This is a genomic window from Luteibacter sp. UNCMF331Sha3.1 (assembly GCF_900109915.1).
Taxonomy (GTDB): domain Bacteria; phylum Pseudomonadota; class Gammaproteobacteria; order Xanthomonadales; family Rhodanobacteraceae; genus Luteibacter.
In genome coordinates, this window is sequence record NZ_FOBU01000001.1 from 1,267,887 (window position 1) to 1,287,683 (window position 19,797).

Consider the following 19,797-nt stretch of genomic DNA (forward strand, 5'->3'; position numbering starts at 1 on the left):
ATGGTGCGGGTGCACGCGGTCATGGCCCGGCGCAAGGCGTGGCATTTCGGTGGCAGACGAGCATCGCGCTACCATCGGCGTGGCTATCGCTTTGGGATCCGCACATGACGCAGACACGACAGGGGACGCTCGCCTGCGTCGGGCTCGGCATCACGCTGGGCTCGCACCTGACGCCGCTCGCACGCAGCCACATCGCGTCGGCCGACGTGGTGTTCGCCGGCGTGTCCGATGGCGTGGTGGAGGCGTGGGTGCGCCGCATGCATCACGACGTGCGCAGCCTTCAGGGCTTCTATGCCGAGGGCAAACCCCGCGGCGAGACGTATCGGGAGATGGCGGACGCGATGCTCGCCGAGGTCCGCCTCGGGCAGAAGGTCTGCGGCGTGTTCTACGGGCACCCCGGCGTCTTCGCGCAGGCACCGCACGACGCGATCGCGCGAGCAAGGGCGGAAGGCTTCACCGCCATCATGGAACCGGGCGTCTCGTCCGAGGATTGCCTCTACGCGGATCTCGGGCTGGACCCGGGCCGGGTGGGCTGCATGCACCTCGGCGCGACCCAGTTCATGCTCTTCCGCCGGACGATCGATACGTCCGCCTGGCTCGTGCTGTGGCAGGTCGGCCTCGCCGGCGACCTCGGCGAAGGGCGCTTCGACACCGACCCGGAGCGGCTGGCGATCCTGACGGATGTCCTCCGTCGGGACTATCCGGCGGACCATGGCGTGATCGTCTACCAGGCGCCGACCCTTCCCTTCGAAGCGGCGCGGATGGAGCACATCCTCCTCTCCGCCCTGCCCGGTGCGGCGATCGGCATGGCGGACACCCTCGTCGTGCCGCCGTGCCGACGCCTGGCGCCCGACCCGGCGATCCGGGCCCGTCTGGCCGCCCTCGGCATGCCGTCCCCGACTTAACAGCAGGGTGCTTTTCCCGCGCTATCATCGGCGGGCGCGCGACGCCCGAAGCGGTGGCCGGCGCATCAACAGGGGAAGCAAACCACATGTCGAACGTGATCGATTTTCTTGAGCGCATGGGCGCCAGCGCTGGCCTGCGCACGGCCGGTGCGGACGGCCTCGCACGCGAACTGACGGCGGCTGCCGTCGACGACGGCCTCGCGCAGGCGATTCTCGCGGGTGACGCGCTGGCGCTGCGCGAGCAGATCGCGCCGGGCGTGTTCTACGCCATCCAGATGGACGACACGCCGCCCGACGAGCATGAAGAACAGGACGACGAGGAAACCTCCGTGCACATGCGCCTTCACCGCGCCTGAGCCCGCATCGTGGCGAACCGCGGAGCCGGTTTGACCCGTTACGCCCTGCTGGCGATCGTATCGCTGGCAGCGGCACTGAGTTCGTTCGACGCCGCGGCGCAGCTCGCGCCCGGTGAGGACGCGTCGGCGACGCTCGCCGCCGCCGATGCCGGCAAGACGTCGAAGCACGACGAATTCCTCGCGACACTGGAGCGTGTCGGGCGTGCGACGACGCAACTGACGCGGGCACAGCTCGACCATCTTCGGTATCTCGAGGCATGGCAGGTCGCGTATGCGGGGCGCTACGACGAAGCCGTGCCCCTCCTGGAGGCCGTCGTCGGCGGATCGTCCGACAAGACGCTGAGGTTTCGCGCCACGGCGACGCTGATCAACATCCTCGGCATCGGTCATCGTTACCAGGATGCGTTCTCGCGGCTCGCGGACCTGCTCGATACGCTGCCCGACGTGCAGGATCCGCAGGCGCGTTACGTCGGCCTCGCCGAAGCGGCGCAGATGCTCACCGCGGCAGGACAGCACGACCTCGCCGCCGAGTACGCCGAACGCACCATCCGCGAGAAACCCGCCGACGAAAGCCTGTGCAAGGCGACGTACATCCAGCTGCACGCGCTCTACCGCGGCAAGAAGATCGACGGGGACGATCCGCGCTTCGCGCAAGGCATCGCCACGTGCGAGACGGCCGGCGAGAACCTGGTCGCCAATTCGATGCGCGCCGACGTCGCCGATAGCGACATCGCCCGCGGGAAGCCTGCTGCCGCCATCGCGGTGCTGGAACCGCACTATGCCGACGTGCTGAGCTACCGGTATCCGAACCTGACGTCTCAGGTCGAATCGTCACTGGCGCAGGCGCATCGCGAAGTCGGCGACGCCGACGACGCCCAGAAGTACGCGCTGGCCGCCGTCGCGAGTTCGGTGCCGGGCGAATTCTCGGAACCGCTCGGCAACGCGCTCCGCACGCTCTACCTCGTGGCGAAGCAGCGTGGCGATTTCCAGGCCGCGACGCAGTGGCTCGAGCGTTACATGCAGGCCGACAAGGGCTATCTCAACGACATCTCCGCACGCGCCCTGGCTTATGAGGCGGTCAAGCAGCAGGTCGCCTCCAGTCGCATGGAAGCCGACGCGCTCGACCGACAGAACCAGATCCTCCATCTGCAGCGCGAGGTCGATCGCCGCTCGATGGAGTCGAGCCGTCTCTACATCGTGCTGTTGCTGACGATCGTGGCGGGTATCGCGCTGTGGCTTCTTCGCACGAAGCGCTCGCAGCTTCGTTTCATGCGCATGGCGCGACGCGACAGCCTCACCGGCATCTGCAACCGCCAGCATTTCGTCGAGCGCTCGACACAGCTCCTGCAGGCCGCGCGTCGCGCGAACAGACCCTGCTGCCTGATCCTGTTCGATCTCGATCATTTCAAGATGGTGAACGATACGTTCGGCCATGCCGAAGGCGACTGGGTGCTGCTGCGCGTGGTCGCGGAGTGCCGCGATCACCTGCTGGAAGGCGATGTGTTCGGCCGCCTCGGTGGCGAGGAGTTCGCGATCCTCCTGCCGGATGCCGACGAAGCCACCGGCATGCGTCGCGCCGAGATGATCCGCGCGGCCTTCGCCGCCGGACCCGTCGGCTCGCCGTCGAGCGCCCGTGTCACCGCCAGCTTCGGCGTGGCCTGCACCACACGCCACGGCGACGACCTCGATCGTCTGCTGGGCACGGCCGACCAGGCGCTCTACCGCGGCAAGGGCGCCGGGCGCGATCGCGTGATCCTCGCCATGCCCATCGACGAGAACGAGCCGGCATACGAGCAGGCGCCGGTCGCATCCGCGCCGCGCGTGCAGCTCGCCCGCCAGTAGCTTCCTCCGCGCAAGTGAAAACGCCCCGCCGCAAGGGAAATGCGGCGAGGCGGTCGATCCCGGCGATACATCGTTCGTGCCGGCGATGGGCGGCTCCGGGGAGCCGCCCCTTCCGTCAGAGACAGCCGATGAGGCCGTCGTATACCGAACGATTCGTCATCGGCAGCTTGGCGTGCAGGGCATCTTCGCCCTCGATGACTCCGTAGAACGCGTCGACCGGCGTGTCCTTCGCCAGAAGAAGCTTGCACTTGAACAGCTTCGCGGTGCTCTGCACTGCGCCCGACTTGCCATTCACGGTGGCGGTGCTGCCGGAGAAGAGCCACAGGCACTGCTTGAGCGTGCCCTTGGTCGAGTCGACCGAACAGCTGAGCTGCATCGGGCGGACGTTCGGGTACTCGCCTTCGCAGAAGGTGTCGCCGCAGATCTTGTCGAACGCGGCGTTGAGGCGGACTTCGGCATTGGCGAAGCGCTCCATGCCGGCTTCCGACGCCGGCCAATCCATGGCATCGACATAACGCGGCGCGGTGGGAGCGGCTTGCGCGAACGCGGCGGCCGGGACGACGAACAGCATGGCAGTAAGGGTCTTTCGGAACATCGGGGTGTCTCCCTGGTTGAGGAGCACCTATGAGACGTTTTCCGCTTCGACGCGTATGTCCCACCGCGCCCATGGCGCGATGTAGCGGACTTTCCCGGCCCGAGGTAAGAGGGCCGCCACTGGGCGGCCGCTCCCACAGGAAGAGCTCGCAAGTCAGGATGTCAGAGCCACGTTCCGTAGCGCCGGATGTAGATCGTCTTCACCACCTGCGTCAGCACGCAGTAGCTCGCGAGCGTCAGCGCCAGCCACGCGAAGTAGATCCCCGGCAACGGCTGCATGCCGATGCGCGCGCCGAGACCGGTATAGGGAATGAGCATGCCCACCACCATGATCGCACCCGTCAGGGCGAGCACCGGAGCGGACGCCATGCTGCGCAAGAACGGCACCCGCCGCGTGCGGATCATGTGCACCACGAGCGTCTGCGACAGCAGTCCTTCGATGAACCAGCCCGACTGGAACAGCGACTGGTGCGCCACGTCGTGCGCGCCGAAGTAGTGCCACATCAGCCAGAACGTGGTGATGTCGAACACGGAGCTGACCGGACCGATCCACACCATGAAGCGGCCGATGTCGCCGGCATCCCACTTGCGCGGCTGACGCAGGTATTCCTCGTCCATGCGGTCGAACGGGATCGACAGCTGCGACAGGTCGTAGAGCAGGTTCTGCACCAGGATCTGCAACGGAAGCATCGGCAGGAACGGCAGGAACGCGCTCGCGACCAGCACGCTGAACACGTTGCCGAAGTTCGAGCTCGCCGTCATCTTGATGTACTTCATGATGTTGCCGAACGTGATGCGTCCCTCGATCACGCCTTCTTCCAGCACCATCAGATTCTTTTCGAGCAGGATGATATCGGCCGATTCCTTGGCGATGTCCGTCGCCGTGTCCACCGAGATGCCGACGTCCGCGTCGCGCAGGGCCGGCGCGTCGTTGATGCCATCGCCGAGAAAGCCCACCGTGTGCCCGCGCCGCTGCAACGCTTTCACCACGCGCGCCTTCTGCACCGGCGACATCTTCGCGAAGACCGTGGTCTCTTCGACCATCGCATCGAGCGCCTCGTCGTCGAGCTGCTCGATGTCGCGCCCCTGCACCGAGCCCGCGACGTCGAGGCCGACCTCGGCACAGATCTTCCGCGTCACGGCCTCGTTGTCGCCCGTGATCACCTTCACCGCGACGCCGTGATGGTGCAGCGCCCGGATGGCGGTGGCCGCCGAGTCCTTCGGGGGATCGAGGAACGCGAGGCAGCCGACGGCCGTGAGGCCGGCTTCATCCTTCACGCCATACGCGCGGTCGGCCGACGGGTCCACGCGAATGGCGACGACGAGCACGCGAAGGCCGTCGTCGTTGAGACGACGCGTCATCGCGCGGATCTCGGCACGTTTCGCGTCGGTCATCGGTTCCGTCACGTCGCCGGTGCGGGCCTGCGTGCAGATCGCGAGCATCTCCTCCACCGCACCCTTGCAGACGAGCAGCTGCTGACCGTCGCCGTCGCTCACCACGACCGACATGCGCCGGCGCTGGAAGTCGAACGGGATCTCGTCGACGATGCGGAAGCCGCGCGCCATGGGCTCGAGATCGCGATGGGCAAGCACGGCCTTGTCCATCAGGTTGCGCAGACCCGTCTGGAACCTGCTGTTGAGATAGCCGAATTCCAGCGCCTCGTCCGAATCGCCGCCCGCGAGATCGACGTGGCGCTCGAGCACGATCCTGTCCAGCGTGAGCGTGCCGGTCTTGTCGGTGCAGAGCACGTCCATGGCGCCGAAGTTCTGGATGGCGTTGAGGCGCTTCACGACGACCTTGCGCTTCGACATGGCGATGGCGCCCTTGCCGAGGTTCGCGGTGACGATCAGCGGCAGCATCTCCGGCGTCAGGCCGACCGCGACCGACAGGCCGAACATGAACGCCTGCAGCCAGTCGTGCTTGTCGAAGCCGTTGATGACGAAAACGATCGGCACCATCACCGCCATGAAGCGGATCAGCAGCCAGCTCACCGACGAAATGCCGCGATCGAAGCTCGTCTGCACCCGTTCGCCCGACAGCGTGTGCGCGAGGGATCCGAGGTACGTGCGCGCGCCCGTCGCCAGCACCACGGCCGTGGCGCTGCCCGACACGACGTTGGTGCCCATGTAGCAGACTGTCGGCAGATCGAGCGGACCCGACGCGGCGTCGCCGGTCGTGGTGCCATTCGGCGCGATCTTCTCGACCGGAATCGATTCGCCGGTGAGGATCGCCTGGCTGATGAAGAGATCCTTCGCCGCCAGCAGGCGCAGGTCGGCGGGCACCATGTCGCCGGCACCGAGGTGGACGATGTCGCCCACGACCAGCTCCTCGACCGGCACCTCGATACGCTCCGCATGGCCGTCGTCCGCGCGACGGGTGACCGTCGCGGTGTTGCGCACCATCGCCTTCAGTTTTTCCGCCGCGCGCGACGAGCGGAATTCCTGGGTGAACGACAGCACCACGCTGATGCCCACCATCACCGCGATGATCAGGGGTCCGGTGTAGTCGTCCGGCTCGGTGACGAGCTGCACCACGGCCAGCACCAGCAGCACGATGATGAACGGGTTGCGGAAAGCGTGCAGCAGCTGGATCGACCAGTGGGGCGGCTTCTCGTGCCCGACTTCGTTGATGCCGTCGCGGTCCATCCGCTCGGCGATCGCCGGTTCGTCGAGGCCGTCGGGGCGCGCATCGAGCGCGCGCAGCAGTTCATCCGCAGGACGCCACGCGTCCGCGCTTGCGATGGCATAGGTACGGGCGGCGACGGCCGCCTGCGAGAGGTGCTTATTCATGGCTCGCTTCCTGCCGGACCCCGGTCCGGACAGGCGCGAGCGCCTCTCGGCTAGCTGCCGAAGGCGAGCGCGCCGGCGGGGAGCCGACGTTCGTCATCGCTGGAAAGGTTCGCGGCGGACGGCGTGAGCCGCGCCGTACTGTCTATGTCGCAGTTCATGGCTGCTGGAGTTTGCCATCCGCCGGTTTCGCCTGGCTTTCGGCGACATCCAGCGAGCGCGGCACGGTGATCGTGCGCTTCTGCTGCACGGGACCGGTGGCGCGGCGACGGGCGAGTGCGAAGGCGAGACGGCGGCCGAACATGCGCGGGCCGGTCTTTTCGATGGAGAGATTCATGGCTCGATCCTCGGATAACGGAAGCTCACGGCTTCCGACGAGGTGAGCCGGACTTTCCCTAGCGGAGGAAAGCGCCGGCCGACCGGGTACGGTCGCCGCGGGCGATGAGTTTTGCCAGCGCCGGGACCCGATGCGTGCGGGAGCCGGCGCGTCGACTAGGGTAGACGTCCATATGCCTGAATAAGGTAAGGAGGGTGCCACCGGGCGAAATGCCGCCGGGTAGCCGGGGAATTGTCGCGCCGCGGCGCAAGGCGGTCAAGCGCTGTCGTATCCGCCGACGACCGGGCGCTACGGTCACGCCGTGACCGGCATCGTCGCGGCGAGGCCCGCTTCGTAGTCCTTCGCCTCCCCCAGCAACCAGTCGCGCACGCGGGCCACGCCGCTGTGCGCTTCCGAGCGCTTCGGATAGACGAGGTAATACGCTTCCGCGACGCGCAGGCGTTCCTGGCACAGTACCGTGAGCGCGCCGCACTCGATCAGCGAACGGGCCATCACCAGGCGACCGAGGGCGACGCCCATGCCTTCGAGCACCGCGCGTTGCAGGTGCTCGGTGTTGTCGAACCGCGCGACGTAGCGCGACGGCAGTGGCATGCCGAACGCCTCGGCCCAGTCGTTCCAGCGTCCCGACGGATCGCCGAGCAGCGGCCAGCCCGCGAGCGAGGTCGTGGGCAGCCCGCCCATCCGGCGCACGAGGGACGGACTGGCGATCGGCACGATGTATTCGTCGAAGAGACGCTCCGCCTTCGTGCGTGGCCATGCGCCCAGGCCGTAGCGGAACGCCACGTCGACGTTGGGCTCGCGGTCGAAGTCGACGATCGACACCGACGAGTGGAGACTGAGTTCGATTTCCGGATGCTTGCCGACCAGACGCGGCAGCCGCGGAACGAGCCAGCTCGACGCGACCGACGGCAGGACGCTCAGGGTCACCGCGTCCTGGTGGCGCGCCTCGAACCGCCCGAGCGCATGCTCGATACCTTCGAAATGATGGCCGATGGCCTCGAGGAGGCTGGCGCCGTCCGCGGTGAGCGACACGCCGCGCGGACCCCGGTCGAAGAGGGTACGACCGAGCCGTTCTTCGAGGTTGCGGATCTGGTGGCTGAGCGCGCTGACGGTGAGGTTCAGCTGCTCGGCCGCGCGCGACAGCTTGCCCGTGCGGGCGACCAGAACGAACCCCTGGAGCAGACCGAGCGGGAGGCGGGACATGTGAAAAATCCTCAATGCCGGGTTGCAAACATATCGCTTTTTGCGATCCGGCGGAAAGTGCACCCTTTAGCCCACATTGAGTCGCAAGCCCTTGCGACCGGACGGGAACGGAGGTTGTCATGGCATCGATCTACACCGGCCTTGCCTTCATGCACGGCCATATCGTCGACACGCAGCTCGTGCTTCGTCTCGGTCGCGACGACGATGCCCGAACACCTGCGGTGGGCTCCCCCAAGGCCGAGCCATCGCGTGCGCCGACGCACGATGGCGTGCTGTCCGCGCCGCTTCCTCTGCGGCCAGACTGCGCGGCCTGCTGACGGACACGCCGCCTCAACCTGGCATGCGTCATGATGGCATTTTCCAGGCTATCGGAGATTCCGCATGACGCTTCGCCAGATCGGCCAGTCGCCGCTCAGGGTCGCCCCGCTCGCCTTTGGCGGCAACGTGTTCGGATGGAGTGTCGACGAGTCGCGCTCGTTCGACCTGCTCGACGCGTTCGTCGACCACGGCTTCAACCTCATCGATACCGCTGACGTCTACGAGGCGTGGGTGCCGGGTAACGAGGGCGGCGAATCGGAGACCATCATCGGTAAATGGCTGAAGCGGAGCGGCAAGCGGGACAAGGTCGTGATCGCGACGAAGGTCGGCAAATGGGCTCGCTATCCGGGCCTCTCTCCGGTGAACATCCGCGAGGCCGTCGAGGATTCGTTGCGCCGTTTGCAGGTGGACCATATCGACCTCTACCAGTCGCACGAGGACGATCCGAAGGTACCGCTCGAAGAAACGCTGCGCGCGTTCGACGATCTGGTGAACGCCGGCAAGGTGCGCGTGATCGGTGCATCCAACTACGAGAGCACGCGCCTCGCCGACGCGCTGACTACCAGCCGCGACAAGGGACTCGCACGCTACGAGAGCATGCAGCCCGAGTACAACCTCATGGATCGAAAGGGCTTCGAGGAGGGCCTTCAGCCGCTCTGCGTGAGGGAGAACGTCGGCGTCATCAGCTACTACTCGCTGGCGAGCGGCTTCCTCAGCGGCAAGTATCGCAGCGAGGCCGATCTGACCAAGAGCAGTGCGCGCGCGGGCAAGGTAAAGAACTATCTGAACGAGCGCGGCTTCCGCGTACTTGACGCGCTCGACACGGTCGCGGAGGCGCACGACGCGAAGCCGGCGCAGGTCGCGCTGGCATGGGTCATGGCGCAGCCGTCCATCGCGGCCGCCATCGCGAGCGCGACCTCGGTCGAACAGCTCGGCGAGATCGCCAGGGCCGCCGAGCTGAGGCTGTCCCCGGATGCGGTCCGCACGCTGACGGAAGCCAGCGCGAGCTGAAACCGCCTACAGCGACGTAAGTAAACCGCCTGCATCAGACGGCGGGCGCTTCCACGATGATCGATCGACCGGCTCCCCACCGGTCCATCGATCATCACGGAAGACACCATGTACCCACATCCCTCCCCTGTCCGCGCCGGACGGCGCCGTTCCTTGCGCCACGCACTCGCGGTCGTCGCGCTCGCCTGCATACCGCTCGCCGCATCGGCCGCCGACACGTCCGGCCTTCGCTGCCACTACAGGCTGCCGGCGAATCCCGACCCCTCCGCGACCGGCTTCAGTCAGGCGCCGACGCGCGTCGAAGGCTACTGGCACAACGCCAGTATTCTTCCCTCACGAAGCATGTTCTTCACGGACCAATCGCCGACCGAACTCGAGGCCGCCTGCCGGCGCCATCTGGCAGGCGTGCCGACGGCGGGCCAATTCATCGGCATGACCGCCGCGACGTCGGACCTTAGCTACAACTACGAGTTCTGGTTCAACGGCGACCTGAAACCCGGCGCGCCGATCGAACGCGTCGTGGCGTTCGGCGACAGCCTTTCCGATACCGGCAACATGTACAACGAATCGCAGTGGAAACTGCCGAGCGCGGCGTGGTTCGCCGGTCGCTTCAGCAACGGCCCGACGTGGGTCGAAAACCTCGCGGCGAATAACGGCCTCGTCCTGAACAACTGGGCCATCGGTGGCGCGCAGACGAAAGACGCGCACTTCGGCCTGATCCATGGCATCGCAAGCCAGATCGATAGCTTCCGGTCGTACGTGAAGCACGCGCGCGGCTACGATCCGTCGCGCACGCTGTTCACGTTCCTCGTGGCGGGCAACGACTTCGTCAACGACGACAAGCCGGCGCCGGCGATCGTCGCGCAGCAGGAAGAAGCGCTGTACAAGCTCGCCCACGCGGGCGCACGGAAGATCCTGATCGTGAACCTGCCCGACCTTTCGCGGGCGCCGGTCTTCCGTATGGGCAGAAAGGACGCGCACACGGTGCTCGGCAAGGTCGAGTATTACAACGCGCGGATCGGCGACGTGGCCGCACGCGTCGCGGCCGCGACGGGCGCGACGATCCGCGTGGTCGACGCCCGCAGCTCGTTCGACGAACTGATGGCCTCGCCGGACCGGTTCGGGTTCCGTAACGCGTCGGAATCGTGCCTGGCGATCGACGACACCAGCTCGCTCAACTACATCCGCAAGCCCGCCCTGCGACCCGGCTGCCGGCCCGACGATTACGTGTTCTGGGACACGCTGCACCCGACGGCTCGTGTGCATCGCCTGATGGCCGAGTGGGCGGTGCAGTACGCGCCCGCGGCGTGGGGACTGAGCCCATAGCACGTCTCGCCGTGCGGGAAGAGGTGGCTGTGAGCCGCCCCTTCCCGCGCGGGGACGTTATCCGCGATCCCGCGACACTCAGCGCGCCGCGTCGAGCAAGGCGACTGCGTCGTTGAGCGTCCGGCTGGGACGCATCGCGGCGCTGACCAGCGTCATGTCCGGGTGGTAATACCCCATGATCTCGACCGGCTTGCCCTGCGCGGCGATCAGCTCGGCGTTGATCGTCGCCTCGTTCTCCGACAGCGCCTTCGCCACAGCGGTGAACTTCGCCTTGAGATCGGCATCGTCGTTCTGCGCAGCGAGCGCTTCCGCCCAGTACATCGCAAGGTAGAAGTGGCTGCCGCGATTGTCGATCTCGCCGACCTTGCGCGCGGGCGACTTGTTGCTGTCGAGGAAGCGGCCGTTGGCCTGATCGAGCGTCTTGGCCAGCACGCGCGCGTGGGCGTTGTCGTAACGCTCGCCCAGGTGTTCGAGCGACGCGGCGAGCGCGAGGAATTCGCCCAGCGAATCCCAGCGCAGGTAGCCCTCTTCGACGAACTGCTGCACGTGCTTCGGCGCGGAACCACCGGCACCGGTTTCGAACAGGCCGCCGCCGGCCATCAGCGGCACGATCGAGAGCATCTTCGCCGAGGTGCCGAGTTCCATGATCGGGAACAAGTCGGTGAGGTAGTCGCGCAGGACGTTACCCGTGACCGAGATCGTGTCCTGGCCCTTGCGGATGCGCCCGAGCGAGAACGTCGTAGCGTCGACCGGCGCCAGCACGCGGATGTCGAGACCCGCGGTGTCGTGATCCTTCAGGTAACGCTCGACCTTCGCGATCACCTGCGCGTCGTGCGCGCGGGCCTTGTCGAGCCAGAACACGGCCGGCGTATCGGACAACCGCGCGCGCTGCACGGCGAGCTTCACCCAATCCTGGATCGGCGCGTCCTTGGTCTGGCACATGCGCCAGATATCGCCCTGCTCCACCGCGTGCTCGAACACCACCGAGCCGTCGTCGGCGACGACACGCACGGTGCCATCCGCGGCGATCTGGAAGGTCTTGTCGTGCGAGCCGTATTCTTCCGCCTTCTGCGCCATCAGGCCGACGTTGGGCACGCTGCCCATGGTGGCGGGATCGAACGCGCCGTGCGCGATGCAGTCGTCGATCACCGCCTGGTACACGCCGGCGTACGAACGGTCGGGAATGATCGCCTTGGCGTCCTGCAGCTTGCCGTCGGCATTCCACATGCCGCCGGAGTCACGGATCATCGCCGGCATCGACGCGTCGACGATGACGTCGCTCGGCACGTGCAGGTTGGTGATGCCCTTGTCCGAATTGACCATCGCCAGCGCGGGGCGCTGTGCGTATTCGGCCTTGAGATCGGCTTCGATCTCGGCGCGCTTCGCTGCATCCAGCCGGTCGAGGCGGGAATACAGGTCGCCGATACCGTTGTTGGCGTCGAAGCCCAGCGCCTTGAGCGTGTCGGCGTGCTTCGCGAGCACGTCCTTGTAGAACTCGCGCACCACGATGCCGAACATGATGGGGTCGGAGACCTTCATCATGGTCGCCTTCAGGTGCAGCGAGAACAGCACGCCCTTCGCCTTCGCGTCGGCGATCTGCGCGTCGATGAAGGTGGCGAGCGCCTTGCGGCTCATGACCGCCGCGTCGACGATTTCACCGGCCTTGACCGCGACCTTTTCCTTCAGCACCTTCGTGGCGCCGTCCTTGCCCACGAACTCGATGCGCAGGTTGCCCGCGTTCGCGATCGTGGCCGACCTTTCGCTGCCGTAGAAATCGCCGCCGTCCATGTGGGATACGTGCGACTTCGACTCGGGCGACCACTTGCCCATGCGATGCGGGTGCTTGCGGGCGTAGTTCTTCACCGAGAGCGGCGCGCGGCGATCGGAATTGCCTTCGCGCAGTACCGGATTGACGGCGCTGCCCATCGCCTTGCCGTAACGGGCGTTCGTGTCCTTATCGGCATCGGTCGACGGGGCGTCGACGTAATCCGGCAGGTCGTAACCCTGCGACTGGAGCTCGCGGATCGCGGCCTTCATCTGCGGCACGGAGGCGCTGATGTTCGGCAGCTTGATGATATTGGCGTCCGGCGTGGTAGCCAGCGCACCGAGTTCGCTCAGATGGTCGCCGATCTTCTGCGCATCGGTCAGTCGCTCCGGGAACTGCGCGAGGATGCGGCCGGCCAGCGAGATGTCGCGCGTTTCGACCGCGATGCCGGCGGTGCCTGCGAAGGCCTCGACGATGGGAAGGAAGGAGGCGGTCGCCAGGAACGGCGCTTCGTCGGTGAGCGTGTAGATGATCTTGGGCGAGCTGGACATGATTGAAGCGAGCCTCATGCTTGAGTGGGCCAGGTCATGGAGCCGGCCGGCGCAGGCCTTGCGGGGCGCACCGGCGAGCGGAAACCCGCCCATTGTGGCGCGGAACGCGCCGGAGGGGGAAGCGAACGACCGGAATGGATGATTTGCCCGTGCGGCAAGAAACCTCATCGTGCCGGCCATGGGTGGGAGCCAGCCTGCTGGCGAAGGGTGCGCGCGACAAGCCCCCATCGCCAGCAGGCTGGCTCCCACCAGAGCGGGTTACGCCGAGGCCTTCGCCAGCGCCCGGCGTTCCTTGCGACGCGCCTTGCGCGCCTTCCAGCGCTCCGACAGGCACGCGAAGATCACGTACAGCGCCGGCGTCGAGAGCAGCGTGAGGCTCTGCGAGATCACGAGGCCGCCGATCATCGCGATACCCAACGGGCGGCGCAGCTCGGAGCCGTCGCCCAGCCCGATCGCCAGCGGCGCGGCGGCCAGGATCGCCACCATGGTGGTCATCATGATCGGACGGAAGCGGACGAGGCATGCCTCGCGGATCGCTTCCTTGTAGGTCAACCCGTGTTCGCGCTGCGCCACGAGCGCGAAGTCGATCATCATGATCGCGTTCTTCTTCACGATGCCGATCAGCAGTACCAGCGCGATCATCGCGATCACCGACAGTTCGGTATCGGTGATGACCAGCGCGGCCAGCGCGCCGACGCCCGCGGCGGGCAGCGTGGACAGGATCGTGACCGGGTGGATCAGGCTTTCGTACAGCATGCCCATCAGCAGATAGACCGTGACGATGGCGGCGAGGATCAGCAGCGGCATGTCGCTCTGCGACTGCTGGAAACGACCGAAGTCGCTGCCGGCATCCAGCCGGATGTCGCCGGGCATGCGCATGCCGTTGATCGTCTTCTGGATGATCTCCATCGCCTCGCCCATGCTGACGTTCGGCGCGAGGTTGAAGCTGACGCCCATGCTCGTGTACTGGTCCTCGTGCACGATCTGACTGGGCGCGAGCCCGGGCTCCTGCCGCGTCACCGCGGACATCGGCACCATCGCACCGGAACTCGCCCGCACGTAGATCTGGTTGAGCGCCTCGGGCGTGGCGGCCATCTGCGGCAGCGCGTTCACGATGACGCGGTACTGGTTGATGTCGGAATAGATGGTCGACACCGCACGCTGGCCGAACGCGTTGTAGAGCGCACCGTCGATGTCGCCGATCGACACGCCCAGCCGCGACGCCGTATCGCGGTCGATGACCATGTTCTGGCGCAGGCCCTGCGCATCGATGTCGCTGCCCACGTCCCGCAGCATCGGATTCTTCTTCAGCGCGTCGACGAGCTTCGGGATCCACTCCTGCAGCTCCCTGATGTCGTCGCCCTTGAGCGACACGGAATACTGTCCGCCCTGTGTGTTGCCACCACCGCCGCCGGTCGGCAGATCCTGGATCGGACGCAGGCGGAGATTGAGGTCCGGGTACTTGTTCGCCTTGGCCGACAGGCGGTCCAGCACCTGGAACGTCGTTTCGTCGCGGCCTTCCGCGCGCGTCTTCAGCTCGATGTTGAAGAAGCCGCTGGATCCGCTGCGGCTGGTGCCCAGACGCGAGCCCACCGACTCCACCGCGGGATCCGCGAGCAGCATTTCCGTGAGCCGCGCCTGGCGCGTCTTCATCTCGCCGAACGATACCGTGGAGCTCGACGTCGCACGCGCGCCGATCAGGCCGGTGTCCTGCGGCGGGAAGAAGCCACCCTTCACCATGCCGAACAGGAACAGCGTGACGCCGACGAGGATCAGCGGCGTCAGCGCCATCAGCAGCGCGTGGCGAAGCGTCCAGTCGAGCGCGGTGCGGTAAACGGCGAGAAGGCGGTCGTGCATGCGCTCGAGCGCACGACCCAGCTTCGACTCCGGCTTCGCGTCCTTGTGCGCCGTGAGGAAGTGCGCGCACAACGACGGCGTGAGTGTCAGCGACACGATCGCCGATACCACGATCGCCGCGACCAGCGTGACCGTGAACTCCTTGAAGAACATGCCGAAGATGCCCGGCGCCAGCAGCAGGGGCACGAACACCGCGATCAGCGAGCCGGTGATCGAAACGATGGTGAAGCCGATCTCGCGGGCACCGAGCAACGCCGCCTCGAAGCGGGGAATGCCCTCGTCCATGTGACGAATGACGTTCTCGATCACGACGATGGCGTCGTCGACCACGAAGCCGATCGCGATGACGAGCGCGAGCAGCGTCAGGTTGTTCAGCGTGTACCCGAACGCGTACATCACCATGAAGGCGCCGGCGAGCGACATCGGCACCGCCAGGCCGGCGATCACCGTCGGCGCGAGGCGGCGCAGGAACAGCGCCATCGTCATGATGACCATGCACAGGCTGATCAGCAGCGTCGCCTGCACCTCGTGCAGCGAGGCACGGATGGTGGGCGTGCCGTCGAAGAACGAATGCAACTTCACGCCACCGGGCAGCCACGTCTGCATCACCGGGATCAGCGCCTTGACGCGATCGGTGGTCTCGATGACGTTCGCGTCGGCCTTCTTGTAGACGTACATCAGGATGCCGGGGCGACCGTTGAACCATGCCGCCTGGTAGGCGTCCTGCTGGCCGTCGTACACCTTGGCGATGTCGGACAGCCGGATGGGCACGCCATCCTTCACGCCGATGATGAGGTCCGCGAACTCGGATGCCTTGTGCAGCGAGTCGGTCGCGGTGACGGCCATGGTCGTCTGGCCGTCGGTGAGGAACCCCTGCGGCGATGTGACGTTGGCGGCCGTGAGCGCGTTGCGCAGCTGATCGGGCGACAGGCCCATCGAGTTCAGCGCGCGCAGGTTCACGTCGACGCGGATCGCCGGGGTCGCGCTGCCGGCGATGTCGACGGTCGCGATGCCCTCCTGCTGGCGGAGGCGCTGCGCGAGGATGGAGTCGGCGATGTTGTAGAGGTCGGTCGGCGCCACGGTGTCCGACGTGAGCGCCAGCACGATGACGGGGTCGTCGTTGGGGTTGGCCTTGGTGTATGACGGCGCATTGTTGAGGCCCGGCGGGAGATCGGGCTGCGCGGCGTTGATGGCCGTCTGCACGTCGCGCGCGGCCGCGTCGATGTTCACGCCGTTCTGGAAGAACATCAGCACGAAGGTGCTTCCTTCCGAGCTGTTGGAGCGCATCGACTCGATACCGGGCACCTGGCCCAGGTGGCGCTCCAGCGGCGCGGCGACCGTGGACGCCATGGTGCTCGCGTCGGCACCGGATTGCTGGGCCTGCACGAAGATCGCCGGGAACTGGATGTTCGGCAGTGCCGACACGCCGAGCAGCGAGTAACAGATGACGCCGACCACGAAGATGCCGATCGCCAGCAGCGACGTACCGATGGGGCGACGGATGAACGGGCCGGAGATATTCATCGAATGCGGGAGCTTTTCGGAGCGCGGCGACGCGGGGACGTATGGGGTCCTAACGCGCGAGCCGGAAAAAGGTTTCGCCGGGCGGTGTCCCGCCCGGCGAACAAGGGTGTCGCAAGCGTTGTGGAGCGGGGGTCCATCAGGTCGTCTGGACGTCGCCGCCGTGCGCCAGGGCGCGTCGTCGCTTGCGCTCGGCCAGCCAGTCGGAGAACCGCTCCATGTACAGGTAGATCACCGGCGTGGTGTACAGCGTGACCAGCTGCGAGAGCAGCAGGCCGCCGACGATCGACACGCCGAGCGGCTTGCGCAGCTCCGAGCCGATGCCGTTGCCGAGCGCCAGCGGGAGGGCGCCGAGCAGCGCGGCGGCGGTGGTCATCATGATCGGGCGGAAGCGCAGCAGGCAGGCGCGGCGGATGGCGTCCGTGGCGTTCAGGCCGGTGCGCTTCGCCTCGATCGCGAAGTCGATCATCATGATCGCGTTTTTCTTCACGATACCGATCAGCAGCACGATACCCACGATGCCGTCGACCGAAAGGCTCATGCCGCACATCAGCAGCGCGAGCAGCGCGCCGACGCCAGCGGGCGGCAGCGTGGAGATGATCGTCAGCGGATGGATGTAGCTCTCGTAGAGCACGCCCAGCACGATGTAGATGACGATGATCGATGCGAGCAGCAGGAGCACCTCGTCGCCGACCGACGACGAGAACTCCGCGGCCTTGCCGATGAACTGCCCGCGCACCTGCGGCGGGAAGTTCATTTCCTTCTCCACCTCGTGGATCGCGTCCACCGCCGTCGACAGCGAGTAGCCCGGCGCGAGGTTGAACGAAATCGTCACCGCCGGCAGCTGCTGCAGATGGCTGACGACCAGCGGCGCGCTCGTGACCTCCGCGCTGGCGAGCGCGGCCAGCGGGATCGTGCCGCCACCGCCGACCTGGAAGCCGACGTTACCGGTGTTGCCGATACCGGACGGCGTGGCCGAATTGCTGGAGGTGAGCTGGCCGAAGCTGGTGGCGTTGGAGCCCGTGAGCGCGCCGTTGCCGTTGCCGCGCACCGTGAGCTTGTTCAGCAGATCGGTGCTCGTGCGGTATTCGGGCGACACCTCGAGCACGACGCGATACTGATTCAGCTGCGTGAAGATCGTGGAGATCTGGCGCTGGCCGTAGGCGTCGTAGAGCGTGTCGTCGATCGTCTGCACGGGCACGCCGAGACGGCTCGCGCTGTCGCGATCGATCGTCAGCTTCAGCGCGTTGCCCTTGTCGGCGAGGTTGCTGTCGACGTCGGCGAGCTCGGGCCGCTTGCGCAGCGCCGAGGTCATCTGCTGCGCGTAGCCCGCGAGTTCCGTCGCGTTCACGTCCGACATCGAGTACTGGTATTCGGTGGCCGAGACCTGGCTGTCGAGCGTCACGTCCTGCACGGGCTTCAGATAGAGCGCGACACCCGCGATGCCGGAGACGGCTCTCTGCAGGCGTGGCACGACGTCATCCAGGCCGTCGCGGTCCTTGCGCTCTTTCAGCACCAGCGAAATCTGGCCCTGGTTGAGCGTGGGGTTGACCGAACCCGCACCGATGAAGGCCGCGACACCGGCCACGGCGGGATCCTTCGCCAGCGCGTCGGCGACGGCCTTGGTCCGCAGCTCCATCTGCGGGAAGGCCACGTTCTGGTCGGCCTGCACCACCGCGGTGATGAGGCCCGTGTCCTGCTCGGGCAGCAGGCCTTTCGGAATCACGATGTACAGCACCACGGTCAGCGCGACGCTGAGCGCGGCGACGAGCATGGTCAGGGGGCGATGGTCCAGCACCCAGTCGAGGCTGCGACCGTAGCCCTCGACGATGCGCGACCAGGTGGTGTGCTTGCCCGCGGCCGCCGCGTGCTCGTGCGCGTCTTCCGCGTCCGGCAGCTGGTCGGCCTTCAGCAGGTACGCGCACATCATCGGCGTGAGCGTCAGCGAGACGAGCATCGAGATCGCCACGGCGATCGTCAGCACCCAGGCGAACTCGTGGAACAGGCGGCCGGTGACGCCGGGCATCAGCAGCAGCGGAAGGAACACGGCGATCAGCGAGACGGTCAGCGACAGCACCGTGAAGCCGATTTCCTTCGCGCCGACCTCGGCCGCCGTCTTGGCGTCCTGGCCTTGCTCGATGTAACGGACGATGTTTTCGATCATCACGATCGCGTCGTCCACCACGAAGCCGGTCGCCACGGCCAACGCCATCAGCGACAGGTTGTCGAGCGACATGCCCGCGAAGGCCATCACGCCGAAGGTGCCCATGAGCGACAGCGGCACCGCCACCGAAGGAATCACGGTGGCCCACAGGCGGCGCAGGAAGACGAAGATCACAGCGACGACGAGGCAGATCGTGAGAATCAGGGTGAACTGCACGTCCTCGACCGACGCGCGGATGGTGATCGTGCGATCCGAGAACACCTGAAGGTGCACGTCGGCCGGCAGCACCTTCTGCAGGTCCGGGATCGTCTGGCGGATCTGCTGCACCGTCTGCACGATGTTCGCGCCGGGCTGGCGGCGGATGTCGAGCAGCACGGCCGGCTTGCCGTTGGCCCATGCGGCCAGCTGGTCGTTCTCGACGCCGTCGATCACGTTGGCCACGTCGGAAAGGCGCACGGGTGCGCCGTTCTTGTAGCTGATGATCGTGCCCTTGTACTCGGCGGCGTCGGCCAGCTGGTCGTTCGTGCCGATGCTGTAGGACTGGGTCTTGCCGTTGAGGGTGCCCTTCGGCGCGTTGACGTTGGCCTGCGTGAGCGAGCTGCGCACGTCTTCCATCGTCAGGCCGAGGTTGGCCAGCTGCGCCGGGTTCACCTGGATGCGCACGGCGGGGCGCACGTTGCCGGCGATGGACACCAGGCCCACGCCCTGCACCTGCGAGAGCTTCTGCGAAAGGATCGAGTCGGCGTAGTTGTTGACGTCGCGCAGCGAGCGGCTGTCCGACGTGAGCATCAGCGTCATGATCGGCGCGTCGGCCGGATTCACGCGGTTGTACACCGGCGGATACGGCAGGTTGTTCGGCAAGGTGCCGCGCGCCTGGTTGATCGCCGCCTGCACGTCCTGGGCCGCGATGTCGATGTCGCGGTCCATGTTGAACTGGAGAATGATCGTCGACAGGCCCGCCGACGAGTCGGAACTCATCGAGGCCAGGCCCGAGATCTGCCCGAAGTTACGCTCGAGCGGCGTGGTGATCAGCGCGGCCATCGTGGTCGCGCTGGCACCCGGATACTGCGTGGTGACCACCAGGCTCGGCGCATCGATCTCCGGCAGCGCCGACACGGGCAGCTGGCGGTAGCCGAGAATGCCGAGCAGCAGCACCGCCACCATCAGCAGCGAGGTGGCGATCGGCCGGCGAATGAAGAGAGTCGAAAAACCCACTGTCTAGTCCTGGTGTCTGGACCTTGCGGTCCGTGGGCGGCGCGT

13 protein-coding genes are annotated in these 19,797 nt (G+C 66.7%); 6 read left to right on the forward strand and 7 right to left on the reverse strand.

Translation table 11 applies throughout. The features are described from left to right. The first annotated feature begins 104 nt into the window (after positions 1–104). The 3 genes from BMX32_RS05645 (at position 105) to BMX32_RS05655 (ending at position 3,103) form a co-directional block, all read left to right on the forward strand. Positions 105–905 carry an SAM-dependent methyltransferase gene (locus tag BMX32_RS05645; RefSeq protein WP_089975469.1) on the forward strand — a complete coding sequence of 267 codons (801 nt, stop codon included), beginning with the start codon at positions 105–107 and terminating at the stop codon, positions 903–905. 86 nt (positions 906–991) lie between these two features. After that, positions 992–1,261: a hypothetical protein gene (locus tag BMX32_RS05650; RefSeq protein WP_089975472.1), complete on the forward strand. Its 270-nt coding sequence runs from the start codon at positions 992–994 to the stop codon at positions 1,259–1,261. Between the two features lie 30 nt (positions 1,262–1,291). Continuing rightward, on the forward strand, positions 1,292–3,103 hold the full coding sequence (locus BMX32_RS05655; protein WP_089975475.1) for a GGDEF domain-containing protein: 1,812 nt from the start codon (positions 1,292–1,294) through the stop codon (positions 3,101–3,103). Positions 3,104–3,218: 115 nt separating this feature from the next. On the opposite strand, the gene BMX32_RS05660 is transcribed toward BMX32_RS05655, so the two are convergent. The 4 genes from BMX32_RS05660 to BMX32_RS05675 all read right to left on the reverse strand — a co-directional run bounded on the left by BMX32_RS05660 (position 3,219) and on the right by BMX32_RS05675 (position 8,024). After that, positions 3,219–3,698 (reverse strand): hypothetical protein, encoded by a 480-nt coding sequence (locus BMX32_RS05660; RefSeq protein ID WP_029213179.1) that lies wholly within the window; start codon positions 3,696–3,698, stop codon positions 3,219–3,221. A 161-nt stretch (positions 3,699–3,859) separates the two neighbouring features. Beyond that, positions 3,860–6,487, reverse strand: a complete 2,628-nt coding sequence (gene mgtA, locus BMX32_RS05665) for a magnesium-translocating P-type ATPase (protein ID WP_089975478.1) — start codon at positions 6,485–6,487, stop codon at positions 3,860–3,862. Positions 6,488–6,641: 154 nt separating this feature from the next. Next, a complete protein-coding gene (locus tag BMX32_RS05670) occupies positions 6,642–6,821 on the reverse strand; it encodes a hypothetical protein (protein ID WP_029213181.1) in 180 nt (59 codons plus the stop codon). A 294-nt stretch (positions 6,822–7,115) separates the two neighbouring features. Then, positions 7,116–8,024, reverse strand: a complete 909-nt coding sequence (locus BMX32_RS05675; protein ID WP_089975480.1) for a LysR substrate-binding domain-containing protein — start codon at positions 8,022–8,024, stop codon at positions 7,116–7,118. 119 nt (positions 8,025–8,143) lie between these two features. On the opposite strand from BMX32_RS05675, the gene BMX32_RS05680 reads away from it, so the two are divergent. The 3 genes from BMX32_RS05680 to BMX32_RS05690 all read left to right on the forward strand — a co-directional run bounded on the left by BMX32_RS05680 (position 8,144) and on the right by BMX32_RS05690 (position 10,679). Beyond that, positions 8,144–8,341 carry a hypothetical protein gene (locus tag BMX32_RS05680; protein ID WP_089975483.1) on the forward strand — a complete coding sequence of 66 codons (198 nt, stop codon included), beginning with the start codon at positions 8,144–8,146 and terminating at the stop codon, positions 8,339–8,341. Positions 8,342–8,405: 64 nt separating this feature from the next. After that, positions 8,406–9,353, forward strand: coding sequence for an aldo/keto reductase (locus BMX32_RS05685; protein WP_029213184.1), 948 nt, complete (start codon positions 8,406–8,408; stop codon positions 9,351–9,353). Between the two features lie 153 nt (positions 9,354–9,506). Beyond that, positions 9,507–10,679, forward strand: a complete 1,173-nt coding sequence (locus BMX32_RS05690) for an SGNH/GDSL hydrolase family protein (protein WP_170843567.1) — start codon at positions 9,507–9,509, stop codon at positions 10,677–10,679. A 78-nt stretch (positions 10,680–10,757) separates the two neighbouring features. Here BMX32_RS05690 and BMX32_RS05695 read toward each other — a convergent pair whose 3' ends face one another. The 3 genes from BMX32_RS05695 to BMX32_RS05705 form a co-directional block, all read right to left on the reverse strand. Next, a complete protein-coding gene (locus BMX32_RS05695; protein WP_089975488.1) occupies positions 10,758–12,995 on the reverse strand; it encodes an NADP-dependent isocitrate dehydrogenase in 2,238 nt (745 codons plus the stop codon). A gap of 258 nt (positions 12,996–13,253) precedes the next feature. Continuing rightward, positions 13,254–16,376, reverse strand: a complete 3,123-nt coding sequence (locus BMX32_RS05700; protein WP_029213186.1) for an efflux RND transporter permease subunit — start codon at positions 16,374–16,376, stop codon at positions 13,254–13,256. Between the two features lie 136 nt (positions 16,377–16,512). Next, positions 16,513–19,752, reverse strand: a complete 3,240-nt coding sequence (locus BMX32_RS05705) for an efflux RND transporter permease subunit (protein WP_089975491.1) — start codon at positions 19,750–19,752, stop codon at positions 16,513–16,515. Between the last annotated feature and the right edge of the window lie 45 nt (positions 19,753–19,797).

Coding starts and splice junctions, on each gene's coding strand:
- BMX32_RS05645 (WP_089975469.1), top strand. CDS start 105: ATGACGCAGACACGACAGGGGACGCTCGCCTGCGTCGGGCTCGGCATC.
- BMX32_RS05650 (WP_089975472.1), top strand. CDS start 992: ATGTCGAACGTGATCGATTTTCTTGAGCGCATGGGCGCCAGCGCTGGC.
- BMX32_RS05660 (WP_029213179.1), bottom strand. CDS start 3,698: ATGTTCCGAAAGACCCTTACTGCCATGCTGTTCGTCGTCCCGGCCGCC.
- mgtA (WP_089975478.1), bottom strand. CDS start 6,487: ATGAATAAGCACCTCTCGCAGGCGGCCGTCGCCGCCCGTACCTATGCC.
- BMX32_RS05670 (WP_029213181.1), bottom strand. CDS start 6,821: ATGAATCTCTCCATCGAAAAGACCGGCCCGCGCATGTTCGGCCGCCGT.
- BMX32_RS05675 (WP_089975480.1), bottom strand. CDS start 8,024: ATGTCCCGCCTCCCGCTCGGTCTGCTCCAGGGGTTCGTTCTGGTCGCC.
- BMX32_RS05680 (WP_089975483.1), top strand. CDS start 8,144: ATGGCATCGATCTACACCGGCCTTGCCTTCATGCACGGCCATATCGTC.
- BMX32_RS05685 (WP_029213184.1), top strand. CDS start 8,406: ATGACGCTTCGCCAGATCGGCCAGTCGCCGCTCAGGGTCGCCCCGCTC.
- BMX32_RS05695 (WP_089975488.1), bottom strand. CDS start 12,995: ATGTCCAGCTCGCCCAAGATCATCTACACGCTCACCGACGAAGCGCCG.
- BMX32_RS05700 (WP_029213186.1), bottom strand. CDS start 16,376: ATGAATATCTCCGGCCCGTTCATCCGTCGCCCCATCGGTACGTCGCTG.